The organism is Stenotrophomonas sp. 109824_Sma, assembly GCF_056480025.1.
This window is the reverse complement of record NZ_CM151078.1, coordinates 2,351,967-2,377,108: the sequence shown is the minus strand read 5'-3', so window position 1 is coordinate 2,377,108 and position 25,142 is coordinate 2,351,967. Positions and strand designations below refer to the sequence as shown.

The 25,142-nt window shown below is 62.6% G+C and carries 26 protein-coding genes; 17 read left to right on the top strand and 9 right to left on the bottom strand.

What is annotated here, in order from left to right:
* Positions 1–5: 5 nt before the first annotated feature.
* Both ACZK1G_RS11265 and ACZK1G_RS11260 read right to left on the bottom strand, forming a co-directional pair.
* Complete coding sequence (locus ACZK1G_RS11265; RefSeq protein WP_043033512.1) at positions 6–1,103, bottom strand: UvrD-helicase domain-containing protein; 1,098 nt, start codon at positions 1,101–1,103, stop codon at positions 6–8.
* Positions 1,081–2,661, bottom strand: coding sequence for an ATP-dependent nuclease (locus ACZK1G_RS11260; RefSeq protein WP_026070029.1), 1,581 nt, complete (start codon positions 2,659–2,661; stop codon positions 1,081–1,083). The genes ACZK1G_RS11265 and ACZK1G_RS11260 overlap by 23 nt, the downstream gene beginning before the upstream one ends.
* Positions 2,662–2,935: 274 nt before the next feature.
* On the opposite strand from ACZK1G_RS11260, the gene ACZK1G_RS11255 reads away from it, so the two are divergent.
* Positions 2,936–3,988: a DNA-binding protein gene (locus ACZK1G_RS11255; RefSeq protein ID WP_021201903.1), complete on the top strand. Its 1,053-nt coding sequence runs from the start codon at positions 2,936–2,938 to the stop codon at positions 3,986–3,988.
* 20 nt (positions 3,989–4,008) lie between these two features.
* On the opposite strand, the gene ACZK1G_RS11250 is transcribed toward ACZK1G_RS11255, so the two are convergent.
* The gene (locus ACZK1G_RS11250) at positions 4,009–4,767 is read right to left on the bottom strand and encodes a hypothetical protein (protein WP_231298593.1); all 759 of its coding nucleotides are present in this window, start codon (positions 4,765–4,767) and stop codon (positions 4,009–4,011) included.
* 122 nt (positions 4,768–4,889) lie between these two features.
* Here ACZK1G_RS11250 and ACZK1G_RS11245 point away from each other — a divergent pair, with 122 nt between their 5' ends.
* From ACZK1G_RS11245 to ACZK1G_RS11185, 13 genes are all read left to right on the top strand, one after another.
* A complete protein-coding gene (locus ACZK1G_RS11245) occupies positions 4,890–5,240 on the top strand; it encodes a helix-turn-helix domain-containing protein (protein ID WP_043033515.1) in 351 nt (116 codons plus the stop codon).
* Between the two features lie 174 nt (positions 5,241–5,414).
* Entirely contained in the window at positions 5,415–5,834 is a 420-nt protein-coding gene (copL, locus tag ACZK1G_RS11240) for a transcriptional regulator CopL (protein ID WP_012480218.1), read from the top strand.
* Positions 5,835–5,947: 113 nt separating this feature from the next.
* The gene (locus ACZK1G_RS11235; protein WP_478448374.1) at positions 5,948–7,816 is read left to right on the top strand and encodes a copper resistance system multicopper oxidase; all 1,869 of its coding nucleotides are present in this window, start codon (positions 5,948–5,950) and stop codon (positions 7,814–7,816) included.
* The gene (locus ACZK1G_RS11230; protein WP_005413421.1) at positions 7,813–9,081 is read left to right on the top strand and encodes a copper-binding protein CopB; all 1,269 of its coding nucleotides are present in this window, start codon (positions 7,813–7,815) and stop codon (positions 9,079–9,081) included. The genes ACZK1G_RS11235 and ACZK1G_RS11230 overlap by 4 nt, the downstream gene beginning before the upstream one ends.
* 12 nt (positions 9,082–9,093) lie before the next feature.
* On the top strand, positions 9,094–9,864 hold the full coding sequence (locus tag ACZK1G_RS11225; RefSeq protein WP_005413420.1) for a c-type cytochrome: 771 nt from the start codon (positions 9,094–9,096) through the stop codon (positions 9,862–9,864).
* Positions 9,848–10,393, top strand: coding sequence for a nuclear transport factor 2 family protein (locus ACZK1G_RS11220; protein WP_223224792.1), 546 nt, complete (start codon positions 9,848–9,850; stop codon positions 10,391–10,393). The genes ACZK1G_RS11225 and ACZK1G_RS11220 overlap by 17 nt, the downstream gene beginning before the upstream one ends.
* Positions 10,394–10,407: 14 nt before the next feature.
* Complete coding sequence (locus ACZK1G_RS11215) at positions 10,408–10,932, top strand: DUF411 domain-containing protein (protein ID WP_012480214.1); 525 nt, start codon at positions 10,408–10,410, stop codon at positions 10,930–10,932.
* 70 nt (positions 10,933–11,002) lie between these two features.
* Entirely contained in the window at positions 11,003–11,353 is a 351-nt protein-coding gene (locus ACZK1G_RS11210; RefSeq protein WP_012480213.1) for a four-helix bundle copper-binding protein, read from the top strand.
* 178 nt (positions 11,354–11,531) lie between these two features.
* The gene (gene copC, locus ACZK1G_RS11205) at positions 11,532–11,915 is read left to right on the top strand and encodes a copper homeostasis periplasmic binding protein CopC (RefSeq protein ID WP_005413416.1); all 384 of its coding nucleotides are present in this window, start codon (positions 11,532–11,534) and stop codon (positions 11,913–11,915) included.
* Positions 11,916–11,925: 10 nt separating this feature from the next.
* A complete protein-coding gene (copD, locus tag ACZK1G_RS11200; RefSeq protein ID WP_017354978.1) occupies positions 11,926–12,855 on the top strand; it encodes a copper homeostasis membrane protein CopD in 930 nt (309 codons plus the stop codon).
* Positions 12,856–13,102: 247 nt separating this feature from the next.
* A complete protein-coding gene (locus ACZK1G_RS11195) occupies positions 13,103–15,238 on the top strand; it encodes a copper-transporting P-type ATPase (RefSeq protein ID WP_024957401.1) in 2,136 nt (711 codons plus the stop codon).
* Positions 15,239–15,266: 28 nt separating this feature from the next.
* Positions 15,267–15,542, top strand: coding sequence for a hypothetical protein (locus tag ACZK1G_RS11190; protein WP_005413412.1), 276 nt, complete (start codon positions 15,267–15,269; stop codon positions 15,540–15,542).
* Positions 15,543–15,616: 74 nt separating this feature from the next.
* A complete protein-coding gene (locus ACZK1G_RS11185; protein WP_031269107.1) occupies positions 15,617–16,168 on the top strand; it encodes a DUF305 domain-containing protein in 552 nt (183 codons plus the stop codon).
* A 29-nt stretch (positions 16,169–16,197) separates the two neighbouring features.
* Here the strand turns inward: ACZK1G_RS11185 and ACZK1G_RS11180 are convergent, their stop codons facing one another.
* Positions 16,198–16,386 carry an arginase family protein gene (locus tag ACZK1G_RS11180; RefSeq protein WP_187756563.1) on the bottom strand — a complete coding sequence of 63 codons (189 nt, stop codon included), beginning with the start codon at positions 16,384–16,386 and terminating at the stop codon, positions 16,198–16,200.
* 73 nt (positions 16,387–16,459) lie between these two features.
* Between ACZK1G_RS11180 and ACZK1G_RS11175 the strand changes: the two genes are divergently transcribed.
* Complete coding sequence (locus tag ACZK1G_RS11175) at positions 16,460–16,768, top strand: TonB-dependent receptor (RefSeq protein ID WP_251101649.1); 309 nt, start codon at positions 16,460–16,462, stop codon at positions 16,766–16,768.
* Positions 16,769–16,794: 26 nt separating this feature from the next.
* A complete protein-coding gene (locus tag ACZK1G_RS11170; RefSeq protein ID WP_005413408.1) occupies positions 16,795–17,625 on the top strand; it encodes a DUF4198 domain-containing protein in 831 nt (276 codons plus the stop codon).
* Between the two features lie 104 nt (positions 17,626–17,729).
* Here ACZK1G_RS11170 and ACZK1G_RS11165 read toward each other — a convergent pair whose 3' ends face one another.
* The 5 genes from ACZK1G_RS11165 to ACZK1G_RS11145 all read right to left on the bottom strand — a co-directional run bounded on the left by ACZK1G_RS11165 (position 17,730) and on the right by ACZK1G_RS11145 (position 24,531).
* Positions 17,730–20,870 carry an efflux RND transporter permease subunit gene (locus tag ACZK1G_RS11165; protein ID WP_005413407.1) on the bottom strand — a complete coding sequence of 1,047 codons (3,141 nt, stop codon included), beginning with the start codon at positions 20,868–20,870 and terminating at the stop codon, positions 17,730–17,732.
* Entirely contained in the window at positions 20,867–22,381 is a 1,515-nt protein-coding gene (locus tag ACZK1G_RS11160; RefSeq protein WP_005413406.1) for an efflux RND transporter periplasmic adaptor subunit, read from the bottom strand. The genes ACZK1G_RS11165 and ACZK1G_RS11160 overlap by 4 nt, the downstream gene beginning before the upstream one ends.
* Positions 22,378–23,682 carry a TolC family protein gene (locus tag ACZK1G_RS11155; protein ID WP_153855341.1) on the bottom strand — a complete coding sequence of 435 codons (1,305 nt, stop codon included), beginning with the start codon at positions 23,680–23,682 and terminating at the stop codon, positions 22,378–22,380. The genes ACZK1G_RS11160 and ACZK1G_RS11155 overlap by 4 nt, the downstream gene beginning before the upstream one ends.
* A gap of 73 nt (positions 23,683–23,755) precedes the next feature.
* Positions 23,756–24,151, bottom strand: a complete 396-nt coding sequence (locus tag ACZK1G_RS11150; RefSeq protein WP_005413404.1) for a hypothetical protein — start codon at positions 24,149–24,151, stop codon at positions 23,756–23,758.
* A gap of 137 nt (positions 24,152–24,288) precedes the next feature.
* The gene (locus tag ACZK1G_RS11145; protein ID WP_224482004.1) at positions 24,289–24,531 is read right to left on the bottom strand and encodes a heavy-metal-associated domain-containing protein; all 243 of its coding nucleotides are present in this window, start codon (positions 24,529–24,531) and stop codon (positions 24,289–24,291) included.
* Positions 24,532–24,846: 315 nt separating this feature from the next.
* Between ACZK1G_RS11145 and ACZK1G_RS11140 the strand changes: the two genes are divergently transcribed.
* Positions 24,847–25,140, top strand: coding sequence for a BPSL0761 family protein (locus ACZK1G_RS11140; protein WP_223224794.1), 294 nt, complete (start codon positions 24,847–24,849; stop codon positions 25,138–25,140).
* Positions 25,141–25,142 lie beyond the last annotated feature (2 nt).

Sequence of the window (25,142 nt, the reverse complement as noted above, 5' to 3'; positions counted from 1 at the left end):
TGGCTCTATGCGTCTGCGCTGGCAGGCGCATAGAGCTGATGACCCGGCAACGCGCACGCGCCGGCATACACAAAGGCCACGCTTTGCCGCGCCCGGGTGAAGGCCACGTAGTATTTCGGCGGCGCGGTGATACGCGCTGCATCGGCCGTGCGCAGGTACTGCGTCAACGGCCCGTTCGGAAAGATGAGGACCCGACTGTAGGTGCGGCCCTTGCACTGCCCAAAGTTCACCGCCGGCAGTCCGTCGCACGCCTGCCGCCGGTCATGCCGGAGCACGGTGGGGGCGAACTCCTGCATGTACGCGGCCACATCCCCTGGAGCGACGAGGTAGATGCCATCGTGTCCGGTGACCTCGCCATTGCCTGATTGGGTCCGCGGCATCTGCGGATAGAGCGTGTCAGCCATATCGCACAGGGCCTGGACGCAGCGCAGACTGGTGAGGCGGTGATCCAGCCGGCATAAGCCGTCGGCCTCCCAAATCTGAAACAGCGCTGCCAGATTCGGACCACGGTATTGGCTGTACCTTTGCGCATAGTTGGTCGCATACGTGGCTTGGCGCGTATCGCCTACCAACGTGATGGCAATCTCGCTCTTCAACAGCCGTTCGACCAGATCCAGATCAAAGCCGGCCAGATCCTGGACTTCGTCGATGTAGAGCTCGTCGTACATCGCCGCCAATCGCGCCACGACCTGGCCTTGGGTCAGCTCATCGCAGCGCACAGCGAAATCGGCCGCTCGGTCCGAATACATCCGGTTGCCCGCCAGGTAGTGGCGCGCCACCTGGGTGCGTGGGGCGCGGTTGTTGGTGACACCTTCTACGAACAGGATGGTCTCGATGCGAGGCTCAGGGCAAAGCGCAGCCTGGTACGGGCGAATGCACTGGCGCAGCAGAAAGCCATACCAGCTGTGCAAGGTGACATGCGCGGGGACCGCGCCTGCGTGGGCCTCAAACGAGCGCCGGATCTCTTCCAGGTTTTCCAGCGTGTAGGTGACAATCGCGATGCGGCGCTCAGGTCGCTCCAAGGCCTGCCGGACCAGCAACGTGGTCTTGCCCGAGCCGGCTGCCGAGAGCAAGACCCGGTTAGGTGATGGCACGCTGGACATAGTCCGGGAACCTGATCGAGTGCGGGCTATTGAAAATCGCCAAGGCCGTATCGGTCTTATGGCCCTTCATGTACTTGAGCAGCGCCACCTCATCGGCAAAGGCCTTGCCCAGCACGGTATTGAGTTCGGCCAGCGAGTTGGCTTTGATCAGCTGCTCTTCCAGCGAAGGGGCGCTCTCGTCGGAATCGTAATAGATCGCGTTGATGTGCTCGGCATAGCGCTCTTGCACAACTGCGATATCACCGTCGTTGTCGGTGATCACCTTGGCCTGAATCCTCAGTCGATCGGCAATCTGCAAGAAGCGTTTGAATGCCAACGACTTGACCGAAATGATGTCTACGCCGTGAGCCATCGGCGCCACGCCGTGATGGTCACTGTAGGCACGCTGCACGATCAGTTCGTCGGAAGGGCCTTCCACCAGGATCGCCTGCTTGGCCAGGATCAACCGCAGCGTGTCGTGGCCCGGCAGCTTCATGAAATAGTCGTGGGTATCGCTGGGCAGCTGGTCCAGCTTCATCTGGCCTTGCGCGCTGAACAGGATCACGTTGTCCACGCCCAGCTTGTTCAACACGAAGCTGCTGTGGGTGGCGATGATCACCTGCTGGGCGGTGGAGAGGGCCGCAATCTTGTCGATCAGCTGGGTCATGCTGGAATAGGACAGATGGTTCTCCGGCTCCTCGATCAGCAGCACGTGAGCCGCGCCGGCCGCGTGCATCGCCAGCTTCATCTTCACCGCGCTTTGCTCGCCCTTGCCGGCCTGGGTGAACGGGAGCTCATCCAGGTAGGGTGACAGGCTGGTTTCCCACGTTGAGCGCGGCGATGTGTCCACGCCTACCGTCAATGCCCTGTGGCTGATGTCCCCGGTGTGCTCGGTCAAGTAGGCATTGATCGCTGCCACATCCGCTTCTTCGGAAAAGCTCTGCCGCATGCGGCGGAAGCTCAGCGACAGCGAGACGCGCTGCGCAGGCGTCAGTGCCTGCTCGATGATGCCGGCGATATAGCGATCGGCACCGGACAAGGTCTTGATGCCGTGCGTGTCGATGATGGTCGAGTCGAACGGAATACTACGGGCGGTGACGCCATTGTTGGCGAAGGAGTACCAGCGCACCGTGTAGTACTCCACCGGCAGGCTGACCGCGCCCTGGTGCTGCTGCAGGTAGGCGTTGAACTCCTCGCGGTAGTCGTCGTTGAGCTCGACCAGCAGCCGGATGCCGGCGGTATCCAGACGCAGGGAGTTGTTGGTGCCGCGTAACGACGCCAGCGCGGCGTCGGCGCCCAGATAGGCTTCGATGGAGATCCGTGGCGGCGAGGCCGGCGTGCCCGTGGCAAGCGCTCCCAAGTACTCCTGCACCGTGGGCTGGTGGAACAGGTAGGGCGTGAGCTCGTAGGCAAGATTGCGCCCATGCAGCTGGCCGGTGACCACCGCGTGGATGGCCTCCAGCAGGGTGGATTTACCGACCTCGTTGTCGCCCACCACCAGGTTCATGTGGGCATTGAGGGGCAGGTCCAGATGGCGAAACGACTTGAAGTTGTCGATGACGATACGTTCGATCGGCATGCACAGTCCTATGATGGCCAACGGGCTCGGTGGCGGAGCCTGCCTGCACCCTGGCTGGCCTCCTTTCCGCTCTGGGCCATACTACCCAGCGATCGCCGGCCCTGGGCGGTTTCGTACTGCTTGGGACGCCGGGAAGGGTCAGAATCCGCCTTACGCGGGATAATTCAATATTATCCCGTATAACTATTTTCGCCGACGAGCGGTCGTCTACCTGCTTTAATAGTATGTAATTACATGGTATGTAATACATTACGAAATAAAGTGAGGTGGCACGATGGCGCGCGCAGGACTCTATAAGAGTGACGTCCAGAAGGCGCGCGACGCGCTGCTGGCCCAACGCAAGAAGCCGTCAGTCGACGCGGTGCGAGTGGCCTTGGGCAACACGGGCTCCAAGACCACGATCCACCGCTACTTGCGTGAACTGGAAGGAGAGGAAGGCGGCGGTCCGGCGAGGACGGTAGCCGTTAGTGATGCTTTGCAGGACTTGGTTGCGCGCTTGGCCTCGCGGCTCCAGGAGGAAGCAGAGGCCATCCTCACCCAGGAGCGTGAGCGCCATCAGGCTGAGCTCCACAGTCGGCAACAGGCGCTTTCCGGTGCCCAAGAGGAGGCTGCCGCCTTGAGCAGTCGGCTGCAGCGCACCGAAGCAAGCCTGCACCAAGAGCAAGCTGCTCACGCCCTCCTTCAACAGAATCTAGGTGACAGGATCGCGGAAATCGCCCAGTTGAACGAGCGCATCGCTGGCATGACGGTGCGGCTGGCTGATCATGAGGCGCATACGCGTTCTCTGGAGGACAAGCATGCCCATGCCCGGGAAGCGCTTGAGCACTACCGCACTTCAACCAAAGAGCAGCGTGAGCAAGAGCTTCGCCGTCACGAGCATCAGGTCCAAGAGCTGCAAGTAGCCTTACGTCAGGCCAATGAAGCCTTGGGCGCGAAGAATCAGGAGCTGTTGGTGCTGAACCGCGACAATGGTCAATGGCTGGAGCGCCACGGGCGGATTGAGCGTGAGCTTGCCCAGCTACGACAGGCCCACGAAGGCCAACACAGCGAGGTCGTGGCGTTGCGCCAGACCGCGACGGACTATTTGGCACTGCAGGAGCGCTGGAAGACTGACGCCAAGACCTTGGATACCATGCGCAACGAGCTAGCTCAAGTTCAAGACACCCTTGCGCGGGAGCGTGAGCGCCGCGAGAGCGCTGAAGCCGATGCGTTGCGTGCCAATGCACGTCTTGAAGCGCTAGAGCCTCTACTGAATCAACTGACGCCAGCACAAAATGCGGTGAAGAAAACTCGGCGCGGCCATGCGCAAGATGGGGGAGCCGACTGACGAGGCTGCTCGTTTGTCTGCTAGCGGCTGGGGTGGCGCTCACCTGTCCAGTACGCCCATTCCATAGGGACGACCCAATCTACAAACAGTTTGGCTACTGAGGACTCCGGTGCCAAATGATAGGGCTTGAACATGCCTTGCTCGGGCGAACTGGTCATCAGGTAGCGCAGGCGCTTCTGGACCTCCTGAAAGATGGCTTCCCGCACATGGGCGCTGTCGTGCACGCCAAGACGCATCGCCACCGAGGCACCTTGGCGTACCGCCGCCCAGCAGCAGTAACGCCACCGCGCGATCGGCAAGCCCCGCGGTCCGGATTGAAAGACGAACCCCACATCACGTGCCCAGCCTGGGTCGAAGTGATGTTTGAGCAATTGCTGCTCCAGAAACTGCTCGGTCTCCCAGAGTGCAAGTTCATCCCACAGCTCCAGTTTCGCGTCCGCCAAGTCTACATCGTGTGCCATATCGCCGAGTTGGTCTTCCAGCACCGGGAGCAGGTGCCTGCGCTCGTGGGTAGACCAGGCGAAAGCACATTGCGGATCTTCGATGGGCGTGACCTCGGCATCGGGGCGGATCTGCCATCGATCCGCTGGCCAGGGAACTTGGATCAAGGCCAAGTCTCGCAGCGTGTCCAGCACCAGCAAGGTGGAGCGGCGTGTGGGCGCCACCGGTAGGCGTCGTAGCTGCGCGGCTAACAGTGCGGCTAGGAAAAGGGTGCCACGAAGGCCCAACTCCTCGATGCTGGCGACCCCAGATGGCGTCATTGACGAGGTTCCGGGCATGCGGTTTCCGGGGATGAGGGAGCGGCGTGGCTCCTGGGGGGGGGGCGGCGCTACCGGTGTCGCCGGTTGCCTCAAAGCTAAGAATATCTTAGTATGCAAGGCTGGGTACATCCGCCATCCTTATGGGGTCTCCATGGGGTGCGCGCGTGACTTTGTCCGTCGACTCAACACCGACCTTCGCTCGACGCCTCAAACAAGCCCGCCTGCACACGGGTTTGTCGCAGAAGGAGTTGGGCATCCGGGCCGGTCTGGATCCTCACGTGGCCAGCCCCCGAATCAACCAGTACGAGCGTGGCAAGCACGAGCCCATGCTGGAGATTGCTGAGCGGTTGGCCCAAGCGTTGGGGATCCCCGCCGCCTTCCTTTACACCGACGATGATCTGCTGGCCAAGTTGCTCCTGCGCTGGGGCTCGCTAAGCAAGCAGCAGAAGCGCGAGTTGGTGAAGCTGATCGAGGCCACGCCCGAGAAGTAAACCGAACAAGCGCTCGCCCTATGGGCAACTCTTCGCCTCAACCCGCCCTTTGGGCGCTTCTGGAGGGAGCTGCAGTGTCCGCGGCTAGTGCGACTGACAAGTCGCGACATCTCAGGCTTACTTGAGATTTTGTTCACGACCGATACACACGCGCCTTGTCTAAAGTGATATACCATGTCGCCCGTGTCAGCCTCCTCACTTCTACTGCGACTGTTCCTGATCGCCATGCTCGTGCTTAACGGCGCGTGGTCGGCGTTTGCGTCCGTCAGTATGAACCCGGTCATGGAAGAGCAGGCCAGCGAAGTGGCTGCCGCGGTGCAAGTCGACGAAGACTGCTTCGCCCATCACAGTGCTGAGCATCATCCCGATGCCACATCGATTGAAAAGGCTGGCACTGGGCATGGCGACCATGCCGGTCCCGACTGTTGCAAGTCTTCTGCGTGCCGGTGCGCCTGCGTACACGCTTGCGCGAGCGCACTTCCTGCGCGCCTGCATGTTTCGGTGCAACTGGCCTTGGGCCTGGATGTCATGCCGCTGCCCCTAGGGCATGCGGCACCTGCCTTGCCTCATCTGATCCGACCACCGATCGGCTAAGCGTCCCTAGGCGCCGCAATGGCGCCGTTGGTGTGGCTTGCATGCCTGTTTAGGCCAGCCGCCCGCTCTGTACCACCGCCCGCCGGTGGCAACACGACGCTTGGAGCATTTTCATGTCGCATGATGATTTTCGTGGTCCACGCGGTGGACCGCTGCTGCCTTCGCGGCGGCGATTTGTCCAAGGCTTGGCCTTGGGAGGCGCAGTCGCAGGATTAGGTTTCTGGCCCAAAGCCAGTTGGGCGCTCAAGGGGCCGGGACAACCCAACGTACTATCGGGCACTGAGTTTGACCTGACCATTGGCGAGACGCCGATGAACTTCACCGGCAAGACCCGCACCGCGATCACGGTCAACGGGTCCGTTCCGGCGCCGTTGCTGCGGTGGCGGGAAGGCACCACGGTCAACTTGCGCGTCTCTAATGCATTGCCCGCTAACTCCATCCATGGCGCGGACACCTCCATCCATTGGCACGGCATCATTTTGCCGGCCAACATGGACGGCGTGCCGGGTCTGAGCTTTGACGGTATCGGACGTGGTGAGACCTACCACTACCGGTTCACCCTGCATCAGGGCGGAACCTACTGGTACCACAGCCACTCAGGGTTCCAGGAACAAGCCGGGCTCTATGGCCCGATCGTCATCGACCCATTGGAGCCGGAGCCCTTCAGTTTCGATCGCGACTACGTCGTGATGCTGAGCGATTGGACAGACCTGGACCCGACGGCCCTGTTCGATCGTTTGAAGAAGATGCCGGGCCATGACAATTACTACAAGCGCACGGTCCGCGATTTTGCGCGCGATGTGAAGCGCAACGGCCTGTCGGCCACGTTGGAAGATCGCAAGATGTGGGGCGTGATGCGGATGACGCCCACGGACCTGTCCGACGTCAACGCCAACACCTACACCTACCTGATGAACGGCACGACCTCACTGGGCAACTGGACCGGTTTGTTCCGCAGTGGCGAGAAGGTGCGCCTGCGTTTCATCAATGGCTCTGCCATGACGTACTTCGATGTGCGTATTCCGGGGCTGAAGATGACCGTGGTGGCGGCAGATGGCTTGTATGTCCATCCGGTTTCCGTCGACGAGTTCCGCATCGCGGTAGCAGAAACCTTCGATGTGATCGTGGAGCCCTCCGGGCAGGACGCATTCACCATCTTTGCCCAAGACTCCGGTCGCACCGGCTACATCAGCGGCACGCTCGCTGTGCGCGAAGGATTACGCGCGCCCGTTCCGTCTGTGGATCCCCGGCCGCTGCTGACGATGGCAGACATGGGCATGGATCATGGGTCGATGGATATGTCTGGCGGCAGCAAGGGCATGGAAGGCGGCTGTGGTGCGGCCATGGGCATGCCTGGCATGACCCCACCTGTCAGCGGTAACGCGACCTCGGCCCATGCAGGCCATGCGATGCCCGCCGCCGGCGATGGTGCCATGGCAGGCATGCAGCACGGGGGCATGCAATCACACCCTGCTAGCGAGACCAACAATCCCCTGTTGGACAACCAAGCCATGAGCGTGAGTTCGCGCTTGGATGATCCGGGCAATGGCCTGCGCGATAACGGCCGTCATGTGCTGACGTATTCCATGCTCAAGAGCACCTTTGAAGACCCTGACGGACGCGACCCCGGTCGCGAGATCGAGCTGCATCTGACCGGACACATGGAGAAATTCTCCTGGGGCTTCAACGGTCAGAAGTTTTCCGATGTCGAGCCGCTGCGGCTGAACTACGGCGAGCGTATGCGCATCGTATTGGTTAACGACACGATGATGACCCATCCCATCCATTTGCACGGCATGTGGAGTGACGTGGAGGACGACAACGGCAACTTCATGGTGCGCAAGCACACGGTGGATATGCCGCCAGGTAGCCGACGCACGTATCGCGTGCGTGCCGATGCGTTGGGCAGCTGGGCGTTCCATTGCCACCTGCTTTATCACATGGAAGCCGGAATGATGCGCACGGTGAGGGTCGACGAATGAACATCAATAGACGCGATACCACCCTGACTGCGCTGACGGCTATCTCGCTGGCCCTGGCCAATGCGGCCAGCGCCCAATCTATGCAGCACGGCTCCATGCAGATGGAGCAGGGCGCGCAGACCCAGACTCAGGATCACTCTGCACATCAGGCACCGACATCAAAACCTGCGCCAGCCCAAAAGCCTGCAACACCGGCCAAGACGAGCGAAGCGACGATCGATCATGCGGCGATGGGCCACGCCGAGCCGCAGGCTAACGCAGCCGAGCCTGCCATGCAGGGCATGGACCATTCGCAGATGGGGCACGGCTCGCCCGCGAGCACACCTGCGGCGCCCACAGCGCAGGCGCAGTCGATGCAGGGCATGGATCACAGTCAGATGGCACAGCCCGCTGCAGCCGACACCTCCGGCACGGCCACGCCTGCGATGCAGGGGATGGACCATTCGCAGATGGGCCATGATTCGCCCGCGCCCGCTACACCAGAAGCGGGAATGCAATCGATGGAGGGCATGGACCACAGTCAGATGGGACACGGGCCTGCAGCGCCAACGCAGCCGCGCACCCCGATTCCCGCGGTGACGGACGCGGATCGCAAGGCGGCCATCGCGCCGGAACACGCGCATCCGGTGCATGACAACTCGATCAAGAGCTACGTGCTGCTCAATCGCCTGGAAACCTGGGATGCCGATCCGGGCACCGGGCTGGGCTGGGAGGGCCAGGGCTGGATCGGTACGGACCTCAATCGCGTCTGGCTCCGCAGTGAAGGCGAACGCACGGATGGTCAGACCGAGTCGGCTGATCTGGAAGTGCTTTACGGCCGCAGTATCTCCACGTGGTGGGATGTGGTGGCCGGTGTGCGTCATGACTTCAAGCCTGGGGCATCGCAGAACTTCGCCGCTATCGGTGTACAGGGCTTGGCGCCGATGAAGTTCGAAGTGTCCGCCACAGCCTATCTCGGCGAAGGGGGCCAGACTGCCGCCAATGTCGAGGCCGAGTACGAATTGCTGCTAACCAACCGGCTGATCTTGCAGCCGCTGGTGGAAGTCACCGCCTATGGCAAGAACGATCCATTGCGCGGGATAGGTTCGGGTCTGAGTGCCGCTGAGGCGGGGCTACGACTTCGCTATGAGTTCACCCGAAAGTTCGCTCCCTACATCGGCGTGGTGTACGAGCGCGCGTTTGGCAATACCGCAGACATGCGACGCGAGCATGGCGAGTCCTTTGAAGACACGCGCTTGGTCATCGGCCTTCGTACCTGGTTCTAAGGGGAACTGACAATGAAATCCAACAAAAAGATGTGGGTATGGCTCGGTGCCGGCGTGGCATTGGTTGCGGTGGTCGCAACCGCCACGCTCTCTCTGGGCGTGTACAACGTGGCCGCCGACGATCCGCATAGTCGCCCGGTGTATGCGCTACTTGAAACGGCGCGCGAGCGTTCCATTGAGGTGCGCGCCGCCAAGCTTCAGCTACCCACGAACCTTGATGATCCTGAGCGTATCCGCCAGGGTGCGGGCAACTACAACGCCATGTGCGTGACCTGCCATCTTTCACCAGACGCGGCGGCCACCGAGATGAGCAAGGGCCTGTACCCCGCGCCACCGAACCTAAGCAAACAGCCGGTCGCTCCAGCTGAGGCGTTCTGGGTGATCAAGCACGGCATCAAGGCCAGCGGCATGCCCGCTTGGGGCGGCAGCATGGACGATGAGTTCATATGGAACATGTCGGCCTTCCTGCAGAAGTTGCCCACGCTGGACGCGACTGCGTACAAGGAACTTGTCGACAGCAGCGAGGGCCATTCGCATGGCGGCGGCGAGACGCAAGGCCACCATGACGACGAAAAGGCCGAGGATCACCCTGCCTTATTCGAGCCGGGCAACAACTCCATGCCGCATGCGCACCCGCCGGGCGTGGACGACGATCACCACGGCCCGACACCCAGCGACACGGAAGTCGGGTTGGTGAGCCACGGCCATCCCGACGGCAAGGTGGAGTCGCACCCTGCACCACACACGCCCGTGGCCGATGACGGCCATGCGCACCCCCATTGATCTTCTTGGAGCCCACGCAATGAACGCAACAGCAATCTCGTTCACCCTCGCACTGGCACTGGCCGTCGTGTCCCCCGCAATGGCGCAGGCGACACAGCCGCACGCACATCACCCCGCTGCCGCGGCATCTGCGGACGTCGACGTCCCAGTCACTGCAGAGGCCGCGGTCGCCGTAGCGGAGCGTTTCAACAGGGCCCTGTCTAGCGGCGATCTGGCCACGGTCGAAGCCCTGCTCGCTGCCGACGTTCTCATCCTCGAGTCCGGGGGCGCCGAACGCAGCCGCGAGGAATACATGGGCCATCACGCAGTCAGCGATGCGGCGTTCCTCAAGGGCGCCCATCGCCAGCTGCTCCGTCAGCGCGCACGAGCCGCTGGCGAGTTCGCGTGGGTCGGAACCGAAAGCGAGTTGCATGCCCAGAAGGACGGCCAGCCACTGACCGTCCAGAGCGACGAGACGATGGTGCTGAAGGAGACCGCGGACGGCTGGCGGATCGTCCACATCCACTGGTCCTCGCGGACCAAGCGCTGAGTCGAGAGATTGAAATGACTACGCTCACATTGCACCGTCTGACTTTTGTGGTCCTTGCCGTGGCTGGTCTGGGTGCTTGCACCCAGGATGCTTCATCCGCGCAACCCACAACCTCGCCCTCCGCACAGGTTGTCGTCCAATCAGCCGACGCGACTCCAGCAGCCCTGCCACGCATGACCGTCCACAAGACCCCGACCTGCGGGTGCTGCGGTGTCTGGATCGACCACGTGCAGAAGGCGGGATTCACCGTGGATGTGCACGACATGGATGACCTGGGTCTGGTCAAGGAGCGGTTGGGTGTCCCCTATGCAAAGGGCTCCTGCCACACGGCCGAGATCGGCGGATACGTCATCGAAGGCCACGTTCCGGCCGCGGACATCAAGCGTCTCCTCGAAGAAAAGCCGAACGCACGCGGCCTGGTCCTCCCAGGGATGCCGCTTGGTTCTCCGGGCATGGAGGTCCCGGAGGGACGCCAGCAGCCGTTCACGGTCGAGCTGATACATCGCGACGGAACCACTGAACCGTTCGCACAGCACTGATCCGTCGCAGCAACAGGGGACGGTGTTGCGGGCGCGCCGATTCTCGCCCGCGAGGAAGAAGGAGAACTACATGACTCACCATTCCGCAGCACACCGGCCCCAGGCCATGAACGAGTGCATCGACAACTGCACGCAATGCCATGCGATCTGCCTGGAGACCATCAACTACTGCCTGACCAAAGGAGGTGTTCACGCGGCCCCGGAGCACATCGCGCTGTTGGCGACGTGTGCCGATACCTGCGCAACCAGTGCCGACGCGATGCTGCGCGGTGCCAGCGTTCACGACGTGGTTTGCGGTGCCTGCGCGGAGATCTGCCGCCAGTGCGCCGATGCATGCGACGCCATGAACGACCCTGAGATGACGCGCTGCGCCGAAGTTTGTCGCCGCTGCGCGGAAAGCTGCAGCGCCATGGCAGCGTAATGCGTCGAGGATCCCGCCTGAGCCGGTGGGATCCTCGTCTCGCGAAAGCGGAAGTATCAAGAAAATCCGACAAATCGTGGTTTCAGTGACAGTCCGACATCTAACGCTTGTCGCATCGAACACAGCGCGGCCCCTCCCGAACGGGCTTTGCATCACATTCCAATGAGGATTTATCCATATGAAGTCGTCCAACGTCATTCGCTCCTTCGCGCTCGTCCTCGCAATCGCGGCCGGGCAGTTTTCGCTGCAGGTCGCGCACGCCCACGCCGCGCTGCAGCAGTCCACACCGGCGGCAAATGCGGTGGTGGCCTCGCCAGGCCAGATCGATCTCGTGTTCAACGAGACATTGATTCCGCGGGCGTCGCGTCTCAAGTTGCTCATGAAGCACGGCAGTTCCACCATGCCGATCGAGAATTTCACGACCGAGATCGTCAACAACGGCAAGACCCTGCGTGCCAAGTTGCCTGGACCGCTGGCTCCGGGCGTCTATACCGTGGAATACCGCGCCGTCGGTGGTGACAACCACCCCATGCCGGGCAGCTTCAGCTTCACGGTGCGCTGAGGAGTCGCGAATGTTCGACCTGTCGGCTTATGCACTGAGATTCTTGGAATACCTTGTCATCATGGTTCTTTTCGGGGTTCCACTCTTCGGTTGGTACGGGTCGCGTCGATCGGCACTCGCCGACGCCTTGGCCGGGTGGTCACTCATGGGCGTTCTATTGGCGGGTGCCGTAGCCGGTCTCGTGCTCACCGGGCTCGATGTCGTCTTCAAGACCGCGGGCATCATGGGAATGCCGCTTGCCGAGGTTGATCGCGCATCGCTTGGCTGGTATCTGCTCGAGACGTCCGCGGGCCGGGCAGCCATGGCGAGAGGCGCGCTGCTGGTCGCCCTGATGTTCGTGCTCGGATGGCATCGTCGCCGCGGGAAGGTGGAGACCGCCTTCCCGCTGGGGGCGATGCTGGCGGGCGGCGCACTCGCTTCGCTGGCATGGAACGGCCACGCCGCCGCTGGCGAGGGCTTGGCAGGCGCGGTCCGGCTTGCTGCAGGCATCGTCCATCTTCTCGCGGCAGGCGGCTGGATCGCAGCGGTCCTGATGTTCCTTGCCATGCTGCTGCGCGGCAAAGAGACGAACGGCAGCGGGCGTCTGCGATCAACGCATGACTTTCTGCATGGTTTTTCGACGCTGGGAACGATCTTCGTTGGTGCGCTCATCGTGTCCGGCATCGCGCACTACGGGGATCTCACCGCGTGGTCGTTTTCGGCCCTGTTCCAGAGCACCTACGGGAAGTTGCTGCTTTTCAAACTGGCCCTGTTCGCTGGAATGCTGGGTTTGGGAGCGCTGCACCGATGGACGCTGGTGCCGCGCTTGGAACGAGCGCTGACCAGCGGAGATCCCGCGCAGGAGGTGCGGGCTTTGCGGCAGAGTGTTACGGCTGAGGCCGCGCTGGCCATCTTGATCCTGATTGTTGTTTCAGTGCTCGGGACGCTCAGCCCCGAATAGCTGTGTAACCCGCAATGGCACACTGCCTTGGCAGTCCATCCCCACTAAAGCGAGCATCGGCATGAACTCACCGTCGTCCCATGACCATCACCATTCTGCAGGCGCAGCCCCTGTCGAGGCTGCGGATGGACGGGTCATCACCAATCCCGTCCGCTATACGGACGATGCTCCCCAGCAAGTTGAAGTGACCGCCCCAGCAGCGGTGGCCCAACCCAGCGGTACCCACGCCACGGTCTACACCTGCCCGATGCATCCGCAGATTCGTCAGCCAGGTCCCGGCACCTGTCCGATCTGCGGCATGGCGCTGGAGCCGGAGATGCCCTCGCTGGAGGAGGACGACAATCCAGAGTTACGCGATTTCACCCGAAGGTTCTGGTGGACGTTGCCTTTGACGTTGATCGTCCTGGTCTTGGCCATGCTGGGACACCGTCTGCCCGGCTTGTCCACGCAGGCGCGCACCTGGATTGAGCTCGTGCTGAGCGCCCCGGTGGTGCTCTGGGCGGGGTGGCCTTTCTTTGAGCGCTGCCTACAGTCCATCGGCAATCGCAGCCCCAACATGTGGACGCTGATCGGCATCGGCGTGGCCGCCGCGTTTGGCTACAGCGTGGTGGCCACCGTGGCACCGGACCTGTTTCCGGACTCTTTCCGCGAGCATGGACGGGTAGGGGTCTACTTCGAGGCGGCAGCGGTCATCGTCTCGCTCACCCTGCTCGGACAGCTGCTGGAACTGCGGGCGCGTTCCAAAACCTCGGCGGCCATCAAGTCCCTGCTGGGATTGGCGCCCAAGACGGCTCGCCGCGTCAAACCCGATGGGGGCGAAGAGGACGTTGCGCTGGATCACGTGCACGTGGGTGATCTGCTTCGCGTACGACCGGGCGAGAAGGTGCCGGTCGATGGGGAAGTCATCGAAGGCCGCGCCAGTGTCGATGAGTCGATGCTGACCGGTGAACCCATTCCGGTGGAGAAGGCTGTCGGTGATCACGTTATAGGCGCCACGCTCAACGGGACGGGCGCCTTAGTCATCCGGGCGGACAAAGTCGGATCCGGGACGGTACTGGCGCAGATTGTGCAGTTGGTAGCCCAAGCCCAGCGCTCCCGCGCGCCGATGCAGCGTATGGCGGACAAGGTGGCGTACTGGTTTGTCCTGGCCGTGCTGGCCACGGCGGTGCTCACGTTCTTCGGATGGGGTCTGTTTGGACCCGAACCGTCCTGGACCTTTGCCGTCCTCAATGCCGTATCGGTTCTGATCATTGCTTGCCCGTGTGCCTTGGGTTTGGCTACCCCCATGTCGATCATGGTCGCCACTGGCCGCGCTGCGCAGGTCGGGGTCCTGTTCCGCGATGCTCAGGCGATCGAGCAGCTACGTCTGATCGACACGTTGATCGTGGACAAGACCGGTACGTTGACCGAGGGGCGTCCAGCCTTTCGCGACACGCTCTCCAACGCCGGCTTCGACGCCGATCAGATCCTTTGTTTGGCCGGCAGCTTGGAGCAGGGCAGTGAGCACCCCTTGGCCGAGGCCATCGTGGCTGAAGCCCAGCGACGTGGCTTGAACCTGGTGGCCGCCCAAGATTTTGATTCGCTCACCGGCCAAGGCGTCCGCGGGCGCGTGTCCGATCAGGATGTCGTGCTCGGCAACCAAAGCCTGATGGCGTCGGTTGGCGCCGATGTAGCACCTTTGCAAAGCAGCGCCGAGCGTCTTCGGAAAGAAGGCGCTAGCGTGATGTTCCTGGCGGTCAATGGTCGGTTGGCCGGCGCCATTGCGGTGGCTGATCCCATCAAAGCCACGACCTTGCCTGCCTTGAACCTGCTACGTGCCGATGGCCTGCACGTGGTGATGGCCTCCGGTGACGCACAGGCGACGGCCGAGGCCGTGGGGCGCACGCTGGGCATCGAGGATGTGCGTGGTGGCGTCAAGCCGCAGGACAAGGCCGACCTGGTCCAGCAACTCAAAGCCCAGGGTCGTCGCGTGGCCATGGCTGGCGATGGCATCAACGATGCGCCGGCCCTGGCGGCAGCCGATGTGGGCATCGCGATGGGGACGGGCACGGATGTGGCCATGTCCAGCGCCCAGCTCACCCTGGTCAAGGGTGATTTGAGGCGCATCGTGCAAGCCCGTGCCATCTCGTCTTTGACGGTGGCCAATATGAAGCAGAACCTGGGCTTCGCCTTCGTCTACAACGCCATCGGCGTGCCTATCGCCGCCGGCTTGCTGTATCCCAGCTTCGGCCTTTTGCTCAGTCCGATGATGGCGGCCCTGGCCATGAGCCTGAGCTCGGTTTCGGTGGTCACCAATGCCCTGCGTTTGTCCGGCTCCACCGTTGTTGCCACCCCCCACCCTGACCGCGCCGATGAGCCTGCGCGCGGCCATTCCTGTCACTGATGGCTCATATCCCACAAGGAGTACTGCAATGAAGCGTTATGCCTCCCTCTCGATGATGGCCTTGTTCCTGATGGCGGGCGCGGCCTTCGCCGGCGGCCAGACCACCACGCCCACCACCGACCACGGTCAGCACAAGCCGGCGGCGGCCGATGCCGATTTCACCAAGCTCGATGCCAACAAGGACGGCTCGCTGTCCAAGGAAGAACTGGCCAAGCACAAGCTGGCGCCGCACTTTGGCATGCTCGATAGCAACAAAGATGGCAAGCTGAGCCCGCAGGAATTCGCTGCCGGCAAGGGTATGTAAGTGTTCTCAGCCCGGGAGCTGTTCCAACAGTTCGCGGGTTCTTCCGCCGTTCTGCCATTCCCACGGAGATTGTTATGTCCTCTTCGCACGGTACGCACGAAAACGCGCAAGACCCGCAGTCCCAGCACGCAAAACCGCACGCCTCACACCAACCTGCCCACCAGGCACAACAAGGGCATCAAGGCCATTACGGCCGCCTGTTGTTGATGATGGGCCTGTCTTTCGTGGCCATGTACGCATTGATGTACGCAATGGTCGATCAGTGGGCTAACGTCTATAACAACGTGAACCAGTTCTACATGGCGGGCCTGATGGCCGCTCCCATGCTGCTGATCGAGCTGTGGCTAATGTCCAGCATGTACCCCGATCGCCGACGCAATCTGATTCTGGCTGGTCTGACGGTGGCGTTCATGCTGTTCTGCTGGTGGGGCATTCGCACTCAAGCAGCGGTCACTGACAAACAGTTCATCCGTTCGATGATTCCCCACCACGCTGGCGCCATCCTGATGTGTGAGGAGAATCGTCTGAAGGATCCTGAGTTGGTGAAGCTCTGCCAGGACATTATTACCTCGCAGACACAGGAGATCGCGCAAATGAAGCAGTTGCTGGCTGAGCGTTCCCATTAGCTCACTGCCTTTTGCCAGCCGATATCACTTCACTGAGCCTGCGCACTGACCATTCGGTGGATCAAACGCGCGGCCACACGTGCGGTGGCTTGATCCGGATCCAGGGGCGGACACAGTTCCGCCACGTCGACCACACGTACCTTGCCCGAGGCCATGACCAGATCCAGCAGGGCTTCCAGGACCTCCAGACTCACCCCGCGTGGGTTGGGGGCGCTCACGCCCGGGGCCACCACCATTGAGTACGCCGGCAAGATCACCAGCGGCTTGGGTAGCTACACCCAGTGGCGTGGCTTGGGCTCACTGCGTATGGGCAAGAACCGTTGGACCGGCGTCTATTCGGCGCAGTACATCGGCAGCGCGGACGACATCATCGCCGTGCCCGACACGATCGGCTCGCATGTGTCCAGCGTGGTGTACCACAGCCTGCAACTGAGCTACGGCATCAAGAAGAAGTGGGATATCTCCGCCGGCGTTGAAAAAGTGCTCGATAAGAAGGCGCCGTTCGTGAAGAACAACCCCAACACCGACACCGACACCGACACCATGACGTACGACTTGCTGGGTCGTCGCTGGAATGTCCGCTTTGGTTACCACTGGTAAGCCACGATCACGAGGAGCTACACATCATGAGAAACACGCAACTATCCGCCACACTACTGCTGTTCGCTGTGGCCGGCAGTGCCGGTGCGCACGACCTGTTTGTCGCTTTCTCCAAGCCTGGCACCGCAGCGGGCGAGGCGAACACAGCGTTGGTGAACAATGGCACCTTCGATGAAAGTGCAGGTGCAGTCACCCGAGCGCGTCTACAGGACGTTTCGCTGAGTCAGGGCGGCGCTAAGGCTGCACCGGACTTGGCCAGTTGGAAAGAGGTCGGCAAGCAGAGCCAGCTCACCGTGCATCCGGCGGGCGAGGGCACCTATCTGCTGGGGGTCTCGACGATGGCCTCCACCAGCACGCGTACGGCCAGCGAGTTCGGCAAGTACCTGGAGTTGGAAGACTTGCCCGATACCCTGGCCACCTATGATGCGAGCAAGTTTCCCAAAGGGGTCACCTATAGCTATACCAAGCATGCTCGTACCATTGGACAGGTGGGCACAAAACTGACCGACGATTTCGCTGCCTCGCTGGGCTATCCGCTGGAGATCCGCTTGGCCCGCAATCCTGGAAGCGTGAAGGTCGGCGAACAGCTGTCGTTCCAGGTGCTGCAGCAGGGCACGCCAGTGCCCAACCTACGCGTGTACGTCGGTCATCGTGCTGACGCACCGGTCAAGGGTGGGCACGGTAGCGCTACGCTCCTGCGCACCGATGCCCAAGGCCAAGCCAGTTTCCAGGTGACCACCGCCAAGACCTGGTACATCCACACCAATCACATTGTGCCCTCTACACAAAAGGGTTTGGATTTTGTGTCGGATCGGGCGTCGCTGAGCTTTGAGATTTCCCCGCACGCCGGGCACTGATAAGTAAGCATGTAGGCGGTACTCTCCCCTTTGACGCCAGTCATGACTTCTTCCATGACTGGCGTCTTTTTGTGGGGACTTACCTCAAGTGCTCAGTCTGTCTCTCATTGGTCGCCCCGCGCCGCGCGCAATCCACGTCGCCGCACTAGATAGAACGCTGCGGGAATCACCACCATAGAGAGCACCGGTGCGGTGAGCATGCCACCCAGCATCGGCGCGGCGATACGTTGCATGACCTCCGAGCCGGCACCGGCACCGACGAAAAGCGGAAACAACCCGGCCAGGATGACGGCTACCGTCATCGCCTTCGGGCGCACCCGTTGCACGGCGCCTTCGTAGATAGCCTCTTGCAGGGTAGACACATCTTCCGGCGCACCGCTGGCCAAGCGCTGCTCCCAGGCATGACGCAGGTACAGCAGCATGATGACGCCGAACTCAGCCGCAACGCCGCCCAGGGCGATGAATCCGATCATGCTGGCCACCGAAATCGCATGGCCCAGCCCCCAGATCAACCAGAAACCGCCCACCAACGCCAAGGGCAAGCTGAGCAGGATGATGGATACATCGCTAAGCCGGCGAAACACCATCCAGATGACCAGGAAGATGATCGCCAACGCCGCGGGCACCACCCATTGCAGGCGTGCCAAAGCCCGTTGCAGATACTCGTACTGCCCCGACCACGCCAGACCATAGCCGGCAGGCAAACTCACCTGGGTCTGCACCGCGGCTTGCAGGTCCTGGACCACCGATCCCAAGTCGCGATCGGCCACATCCACGTAGATGTAGCCCACCAACCGGCCGTTATCGCTCTTGAGCATCGGCGGGCCTGGGCTGATTGACAGCTCCGCCACCTGGCTCAAGGTCAGTTGCACACCGCCTGGCGCGATCAGCGGCAGATCCTGCAAGGCCTGCAACGAGTCACGCTGGCCACGGGGGTAGCGCAAGACGATGGGATAGCGTTCGCGCCCCTCGATCGTTTCCCCGATTGGATCACCGCCAACGACCGTGGCAATCAGTTGCTGGAGTTGGCCTTGAGTGAATCCGTAACGTGCAGCGATTTCCGGGCGCACCTGTACATCGACATAGCGCCCACCCGTGACGCGTTCGGCCAGTGCCGAACTCACGCCGGGCACAGTCTTGGCCACCTGCTCGATCTGCTGGCTCAGGCGCTCGATCTGCTCCACATCGGGTCCGGAGACCTTGATCCCAATCGGGCTCTTGATGCCGGTGGCCAACATATCGATGCGATTGCGAATGGGCGGGACCCATAGGTTGGTCAGACCGGGAATCTTGACCGCTGCGTCCAACTCCTGGCGTAGCTTCTGGGGGGTCATGCCCGGGCGCCATTGATCCCGCGGCTTGAAGGTCACGGTGGTCTCAAACATTTCGATCGGTGCCGGATCGGTCGCACTTTCGGCACGGCCCGCCTTGCCGAACACGTGCTCAACCTCCGGTACGGTCTTGATCATCCGGCCCGAGAGCTGGAGCAACTGACGGGCCTTGTCGGCGGACAGGCCGGGCAGGGCCGTGGGCATGTACAACAGGCTGCCTTCTTCCAAGGGCGGCATGAACTCACTGCCCAACCGGCTAAAGGGGATCAAGGTGAGCACTAGCAGCAGGCCGCTGAGCAGCAAGGTGACACCGGGATGTTTGAGGACCCACAGCAGGATGGGCCGATAGCCAGCGATCAGGATGCGATTGATGGGGTTCTGCTGTTCCGGGCGGATGCGGCCGCGGATCAGGTAGCCCATCAAGACGGGGATCAAGGTCACCGACAACCCTGCTGCGGCGGCCATCGCGTAGGTCTTGGTGTAGGCCAGAGGCGAGAACAATCGCCCTTCCTGCGCCTGCAGGGCAAAAACCGGCACGAAAGACAGGGTGATGACCAGCAAGCTGGCGAACAGGGCCGGTCCGACCTCGGCCGCCGAGCGGGCCATCAGCTGCCAGCGCTCCTCACCCTGAGGTTCCCGGCCGTGCGCCTCCCGCCAGTGCTCCAGATGCTTGTGTGCATTTTCGATCATCACCACCGCTGCATCGACCATCGCACCAATGGCGATGGCGATGCCGCCTAATGACAGCAAGTTGGCGGAGATCCCCTGGGCGTGCATCACGATGAAGGCCGCCAGGATACCCAAAGGCAGGGTGATGACGGCCACCAACGCCGAGCGTAGGTGCCACAGGAACAGCAGGCATACCAGCGCTACGACCAGAAACTCTTCGCCAAGCTTGTGGGTGAGGTTGCGTACCGCATCCTGGATCAGCTCGGAGCGGTCGTACACCGGCACCACTTCCACGCCCTCGGGCAAGCTGGATTGCAACGCCTGCAGTCGCGCTTTGACGTTCCGAATGGCCCCCAAGGCATCCTTGCCGGTCCGCAGGACGATCACGCCGCCGGCCACCTCACCTTGACCATCCAACTCTGCGATACCACGACGGAAGACCGGCCCGCGACTGATCGTGGCCACCTCGCCGAGCAGGACGGGGATGCCGTCGTTGCCGGTTACCGGCACCTGTTCGAACGCCTCCTGTGTGCGCAGGTAGCCTTCGCTGCGCACCATCAGTTCGGCTTCGCCTTGTTCGATCACCGAGCCCCCGGTAGCGCCGTTGGCCGCATCCACCGCCTCGATGAGCTCGGCCACCGTCAGTCCACGGGCCGCCAACGCCTGCGGATCGGGCTGGATCTGCCAGGCGCGCACCGCACCGCCCACACTGGCTACTTCAGCCACGTCCGGCACGGTTTTTAGCTCATAACGAAGAAACCAGTCCTGCAACGCACGCAGCTGCCCCACATCACGTTGACCTGTCCGATCCACCAAGGCGTACTGGTAGATCCAGCCCAGTCCTGTCGCATCAGGACCCAGCGCCGGATTCACATTCGGCGGAAGTCGATCGCGTACCTGGCTCAAGTACTCGAGCACTCGAGAGCGCGCCCAGTAAAGATCAGTGGCATCGTCAAACAGGATGTAGACGAATGAATCACCGAAGAAGGAGAAGCCGCGTACCGCCTTCACGCCCGGCACGGACAACATCGTGGTGGCCAACGGGTAGGTGACCTGGTCTTCGATGATGCGCGGGGTTTGCCCCGCCCATTGCGTGCGGATGATGACCTGGGTATCGGACAGGTCCGGCAGCGCATCCAGCGGCGTGTTCTTTACCGACCAGATACCGACCACCGCCAGCAGCGCGGCGGCAACCAGCACCAGCACGCGATTGGCGATGCAAGCATGGATCAGGCGCGCGATCATGGTGTGCCCTCCATCGCTTCGGACATGACCTCGCTTGCCTGGCAATCAGCGGCTGCGGCGGGGCCGAACTTGGGTACCAACTGCATATCCATGAACGGTGACTTGCCCGGCTTGTCGAAATGCTTCTCCGGCACCATCGGGTCATACCAGTACTGCACCGGGCAGCGCGGCGGCGTAGAGGTGGAGGTGTCTGGCGCGACAGGCGCCGGCTGTCTGGACGGTGACGGCACGACAGTGCGTGGTTCGTGCCCGGCGTCATGGCGCTCGTGCACACCTGATGCGCTGGCAGGGCGTGTCGGTTGTGCAGCACCCAGGCGCTCCAACGCACCGGAGAGACTGGCTTCGGAGTCGAGCAAGAACTGACCCGAGACGACCACGCGTTCACCACCGGCCAAGCCTGCCACGATCTGCGTGCGCCCTTGCACGCTACGTCCCACACTCACCCGCACTGGCCGGAAGCTCCCGTCCGGATCCTGCACGATGACCCGGCTGTCCCGCCCGGTGGCGATCAGCGCCTCCGTGGGAACGACTGGCAGGGCCTGCTCGGCGTCGGGCTGCACCAGAACCTCGGCGAACATGCCCGGCACCAGCCGACGCTGCGGGTTGCGCAGCACAATTCGCGCCCGCTGCGTGCGACTAGCCATGTCGACCTGGGGAAGCAACGCCTGGATCTGTCCGGCAAAGCGCTCTGCCGGCCAGGCACTGACCGTGGCCTGCACTGAGGTCCCCGGCCGCAAGGTGCCCAGCGCTGCCTGGGGTACCGAGGCCTCCAGCCACAACGTGTCCAGCCCATTGATCTTGAACAGTGGCGTACCGGGCATCACCGTCTGTCCCTCGCGTGCCAGGATCTCGGTCACGACACCACTGTGGTCTGCGCTAAGCACGACGCCACTTCTGGCCGAGGCGCCAGAAGGAACACCCAACGAACGCAACCGTTGTTGCGCCGCACCCTGCAGCTCACGCGCGCCCGCGGACTGAGCTTGGCTCAGGGCATGTGCTTCGGCGATGGCCGCGTTCCATGCCGGGGCCTGCACGGTGGCCAGCGTTTGACCACGACGAACCTCGGTAAACGGCGCCTTTACCTGCACGTGGGTGATCAAGCCTTCCATGCGCGCACTGATCACGCTTTCCTGGGTCAGATCCCACGTCAGTGTGCCCGGCACGCGTACGGCAGTCCCTAGTAACTCTACCGTCACTTCCTGAGTGCGTATGCCCACGTTCTGCTGCAGGCGCGGATCGATCTGCGTTCCGCCCCCTATGGCCTCATCTGCGTATTTGGGCAGCAACTCCATATCCATGAACGGAGATTTGCCCGGCTTGTCGAATCGCTGCTCCGGCGCCATGGGGTCGTACCAGTACAGCACCTTGCGTGCTTGATCTGCGACGCTCGTGCCGGGGGGCGGGGTGGTATCAGAGGTTCGAGTCATCCAGGCGTAGCCGCCGGCAAAGCCGAGCGCCAGCAACCCGAGGGCCACGGCGAGCTGTGTGAGACGCGTCTTGGTCGGGCTCATGGCGTGTTCTCCTCATGGGGTAGCAGATAGGCCAGTGCCGCCCAGGCACGGCCCTGTTCGCCCAGCAGACGGGCGTTCTCCAGGTGCAATTCGATCTCATCGCGCCGCGCTTCCAGCCACGGCTGCAGGTCGGCACCGGCGCCGTAGGCGGCCAACGCCGTGCGTGCACGATCGCGCGCCAAAGGCAGGCTCTGCGTGTTCTGGCGCTCCAACTGGCCGGTTAACCCGCGCCATCGCGCTATCGCGCGTTGCACCGACTCGGCTTGGATGCGCCGGGCCTCATCGCGCTCTGCGGACACCGCCTCCAGCTCGGCCCGCCGTGCCGCGATGCCTCGTGCTTGGCGGTTCTTCTGGAACAGCGGCAGGCCCACACCCACTTCCACCATGAGCATGTCGCTGCGCGCCATGCCGTCGGGTGCGCGCTCGCGACGTCCGTAGGTGAGCTCCACACTCCAATCCGGGCGGGTTTCGGCCACGGCCGCATCCACCTGGGCCTGGGCTAAGCTCTCGCGTGCCTCCCAGCCCAGTAGTGGCGTGTGTTGGTCCAGTTTGGCCAGCAGTTGGGTGGGCTCCAATGGCAACTGCGAAAAATCCGGTGCCGCACCACTGGCCAAGATCGCCTCTGGTGCAATACCCAACCACCGCGCCAGGCCGGCCTGCGCGGCGGCGTGCTCCGCATGTACCTGCTCCAGGCGATTGTCCAACTGCAGTAGGGCGGCCTGGGCGGCAAGCACATCACTGGCCCCGGCCGTGCCGCCTGCCAAGCGAGCACGCGCCGCACGCTCGGCTATACGGGCCGGCTCGCGCAGACCTTCCAACGCATCTACGGCTTGCTGCGTACTCCACAGCTCGATCCAGGCCAGCGCGGCCGCTTGGGCCACCATCTGCTGTTCGGCCATCGACAGTGAGCGCGCTTGCGCCAGCGTCGCTTGCGCCAACGCGTGCTCGGCACGTCGTTTCGCACGCGCAGGAAACTCCTGCATCAGACCGATTTGCTGGGTGGTCATCTCATCGGCCCGCAAGCTGAAGGCATCGGGTCCGCTGACGGGCCAGTTCGCCAGCCCCACGATCAAACGTGGGTCGGGAAGCGCGCCAGCACGCGCGGCTTCTTCGGTACTGGCATCGATCTGCGATCGGCGCACGTGCAGGGTTGGGGCGTTAGCAAGCGCCCGTTGTAGGGCTTCTGTGTAGCTGATCGGGATAGCGGGCGATGCCGCCAGCACAGGACCACTGAGCGCCAGGGCAAACACGAACCCACACGCCATCTTGCGCCTTGCACGCAAGAAGAAAGACATCTCCATAAGACCTCCGGGAAACGACAACGAGCGCGCTGCAACGCATGCAGCACGAGCACGGGTCAATCCAGGAGGGGGCTTAAATCAGCAGGCTACAGAAGCGCTGCAGGGGAGGCGGATCGGACACGCACACCGGAACATCCCGATACAACTGCGCGTGTACCGGTGGCAACAGAGCCTGCACCAGCGCGAAGGCGGCCAGCGCGGGCTGGTAAGGCACTTGAGGGGCCTTCGCATCGGCCGTGGCGATGTGATCGCGCTGGCAATGCTGGTCGCACAACGCCGGAGCATCGGGATCCGGCGTGGACATCTCTTCGCAACCGACCATCAGGGTCGCTTGTCCAGCTTCCACCGATTCCAGCGGACAGGCGTAAGCCACCAGCGCGAGTTGCTGCAGCAGCAGCGCCCACAGTCCCAGCCATGCCAGTCGGGCACGAGAACGGGGTCGCCGCCACCGCCTCAGCAGCCTCACCATGACAGCTCCCGCACGCCCGAAGCAGCGCCTGCGGACGCTGGGCAGATCAGGGCAGGGGACGTGCGAGCTCTCATGATGGCCAGTCTAGCCCTCTTGGGGCCGACTGTCATTGATCAGGATCAAGCCCTCGCGCGGACTCAGCGGTGGCATCCGCCGCAGCAGGAGGATGCGACGGCCGGGGCGGCCGGCGTACCAGCCTCAGAAGGGAGCACCGCAGCGATCACATAGCCTTGCCGCTGGATAGCCTCAACCGCCTGTTCTACGGCAAGCAGGCCCTCGATCTTGACCACGCCACTGCCCAGATCGACGTCCACCTGGGCGTGGGGGTCAAGGGCCTGAATGGCTTGGGTGACCGTTCGGACACAGTGACCACAGGTCATACCTTCAACAACGAGATTCATGGACAACCCTCCAAAAGCATCGGCGGTTTGCCGACGGCGTGACGATGAGCCTTCCCACGGTGGGAAGGTCAAACGACAGGCAAGTTGAGTGGTAATCCGTCCCGCGTTGTTGACCTTCCCATCATGGGAAGGCTCAGGCTACCTGCTCGTTCCTATTGGCCCTCACTCCATGGACATAACGCTCACTTATGCGAATTAAGTTATTGATTATATTACATTAATACAGGAATCGCAAGGTCTGTAGTTGCACCGTGCCCTGGCCGGCCACAAACGCGATAAGCTAAGCATTCCTTAGTGCTAGTCATTCTTGATGTCATGACGATGCCATCTGAGCGCACCCGCAATGTGCTGCAGGCGGGCGCGTTCCTCAGGCAGCTAGCGGCCAGCCAAGCCGTGCCTAAAGAGGTGCGGCAAGAGGCATATCGACTGCTGCGGCACTATCCAACCGTCAGCGACATCGAGGCGATTGCTGAGCACGAAGAGCGGCTGCGAGCGCTGACCCAGTCGGCCTTCGTACGACCCTACCTGAGCAGCGAGATCGAGGCGGATTGGTTCTCCGGGTACCCGCTCGGCCCTCATCGCATCTGACC

What these genes read in the sequence shown, in the direction of transcription:
- copD (WP_017354978.1), top strand. Translation starts at nt 11,926, where the DNA reads ATGTTCGACCTGTCGGCTTATGCACTGAGATTCTTGGAATACCTTGTC.
- ACZK1G_RS11155 (WP_153855341.1), bottom strand. Translation starts at nt 23,682, where the DNA reads ATGGAGATGTCTTTCTTCTTGCGTGCAAGGCGCAAGATGGCGTGTGGG.
- ACZK1G_RS11265 (WP_043033512.1), bottom strand. Translation starts at nt 1,103, where the DNA reads ATGTCCAGCGTGCCATCACCTAACCGGGTCTTGCTCTCGGCAGCCGGC.
- ACZK1G_RS11190 (WP_005413412.1), top strand. Translation starts at nt 15,267, where the DNA reads ATGAAGCGTTATGCCTCCCTCTCGATGATGGCCTTGTTCCTGATGGCG.
- ACZK1G_RS11220 (WP_223224792.1), top strand. Translation starts at nt 9,848, where the DNA reads ATGCGCACCCCCATTGATCTTCTTGGAGCCCACGCAATGAACGCAACA.
- ACZK1G_RS11145 (WP_224482004.1), bottom strand. Translation starts at nt 24,531, where the DNA reads ATGACCTGTGGTCACTGTGTCCGAACGGTCACCCAAGCCATTCAGGCC.
- ACZK1G_RS11185 (WP_031269107.1), top strand. Translation starts at nt 15,617, where the DNA reads ATGTCCTCTTCGCACGGTACGCACGAAAACGCGCAAGACCCGCAGTCC.
- ACZK1G_RS11260 (WP_026070029.1), bottom strand. Translation starts at nt 2,661, where the DNA reads ATGCCGATCGAACGTATCGTCATCGACAACTTCAAGTCGTTTCGCCAT.
- ACZK1G_RS11230 (WP_005413421.1), top strand. Translation starts at nt 7,813, where the DNA reads ATGAACATCAATAGACGCGATACCACCCTGACTGCGCTGACGGCTATC.
- ACZK1G_RS11195 (WP_024957401.1), top strand. Translation starts at nt 13,103, where the DNA reads ATGCATCCGCAGATTCGTCAGCCAGGTCCCGGCACCTGTCCGATCTGC.
- ACZK1G_RS11255 (WP_021201903.1), top strand. Translation starts at nt 2,936, where the DNA reads ATGGCGCGCGCAGGACTCTATAAGAGTGACGTCCAGAAGGCGCGCGAC.
- ACZK1G_RS11215 (WP_012480214.1), top strand. Translation starts at nt 10,408, where the DNA reads ATGACTACGCTCACATTGCACCGTCTGACTTTTGTGGTCCTTGCCGTG.
- ACZK1G_RS11250 (WP_231298593.1), bottom strand. Translation starts at nt 4,767, where the DNA reads ATGCCCGGAACCTCGTCAATGACGCCATCTGGGGTCGCCAGCATCGAG.
- copC (WP_005413416.1), top strand. Translation starts at nt 11,532, where the DNA reads ATGAAGTCGTCCAACGTCATTCGCTCCTTCGCGCTCGTCCTCGCAATC.
- ACZK1G_RS11235 (WP_478448374.1), top strand. Translation starts at nt 5,948, where the DNA reads ATGTCGCATGATGATTTTCGTGGTCCACGCGGTGGACCGCTGCTGCCT.
- ACZK1G_RS11165 (WP_005413407.1), bottom strand. Translation starts at nt 20,870, where the DNA reads ATGATCGCGCGCCTGATCCATGCTTGCATCGCCAATCGCGTGCTGGTG.
- ACZK1G_RS11245 (WP_043033515.1), top strand. Translation starts at nt 4,890, where the DNA reads ATGGGGTCTCCATGGGGTGCGCGCGTGACTTTGTCCGTCGACTCAACA.
- ACZK1G_RS11170 (WP_005413408.1), top strand. Translation starts at nt 16,795, where the DNA reads ATGAGAAACACGCAACTATCCGCCACACTACTGCTGTTCGCTGTGGCC.
- ACZK1G_RS11225 (WP_005413420.1), top strand. Translation starts at nt 9,094, where the DNA reads ATGAAATCCAACAAAAAGATGTGGGTATGGCTCGGTGCCGGCGTGGCA.
- copL (WP_012480218.1), top strand. Translation starts at nt 5,415, where the DNA reads ATGTCGCCCGTGTCAGCCTCCTCACTTCTACTGCGACTGTTCCTGATC.
- ACZK1G_RS11160 (WP_005413406.1), bottom strand. Translation starts at nt 22,381, where the DNA reads ATGAGCCCGACCAAGACGCGTCTCACACAGCTCGCCGTGGCCCTCGGG.
- ACZK1G_RS11150 (WP_005413404.1), bottom strand. Translation starts at nt 24,151, where the DNA reads ATGGTGAGGCTGCTGAGGCGGTGGCGGCGACCCCGTTCTCGTGCCCGA.
- ACZK1G_RS11210 (WP_012480213.1), top strand. Translation starts at nt 11,003, where the DNA reads ATGACTCACCATTCCGCAGCACACCGGCCCCAGGCCATGAACGAGTGC.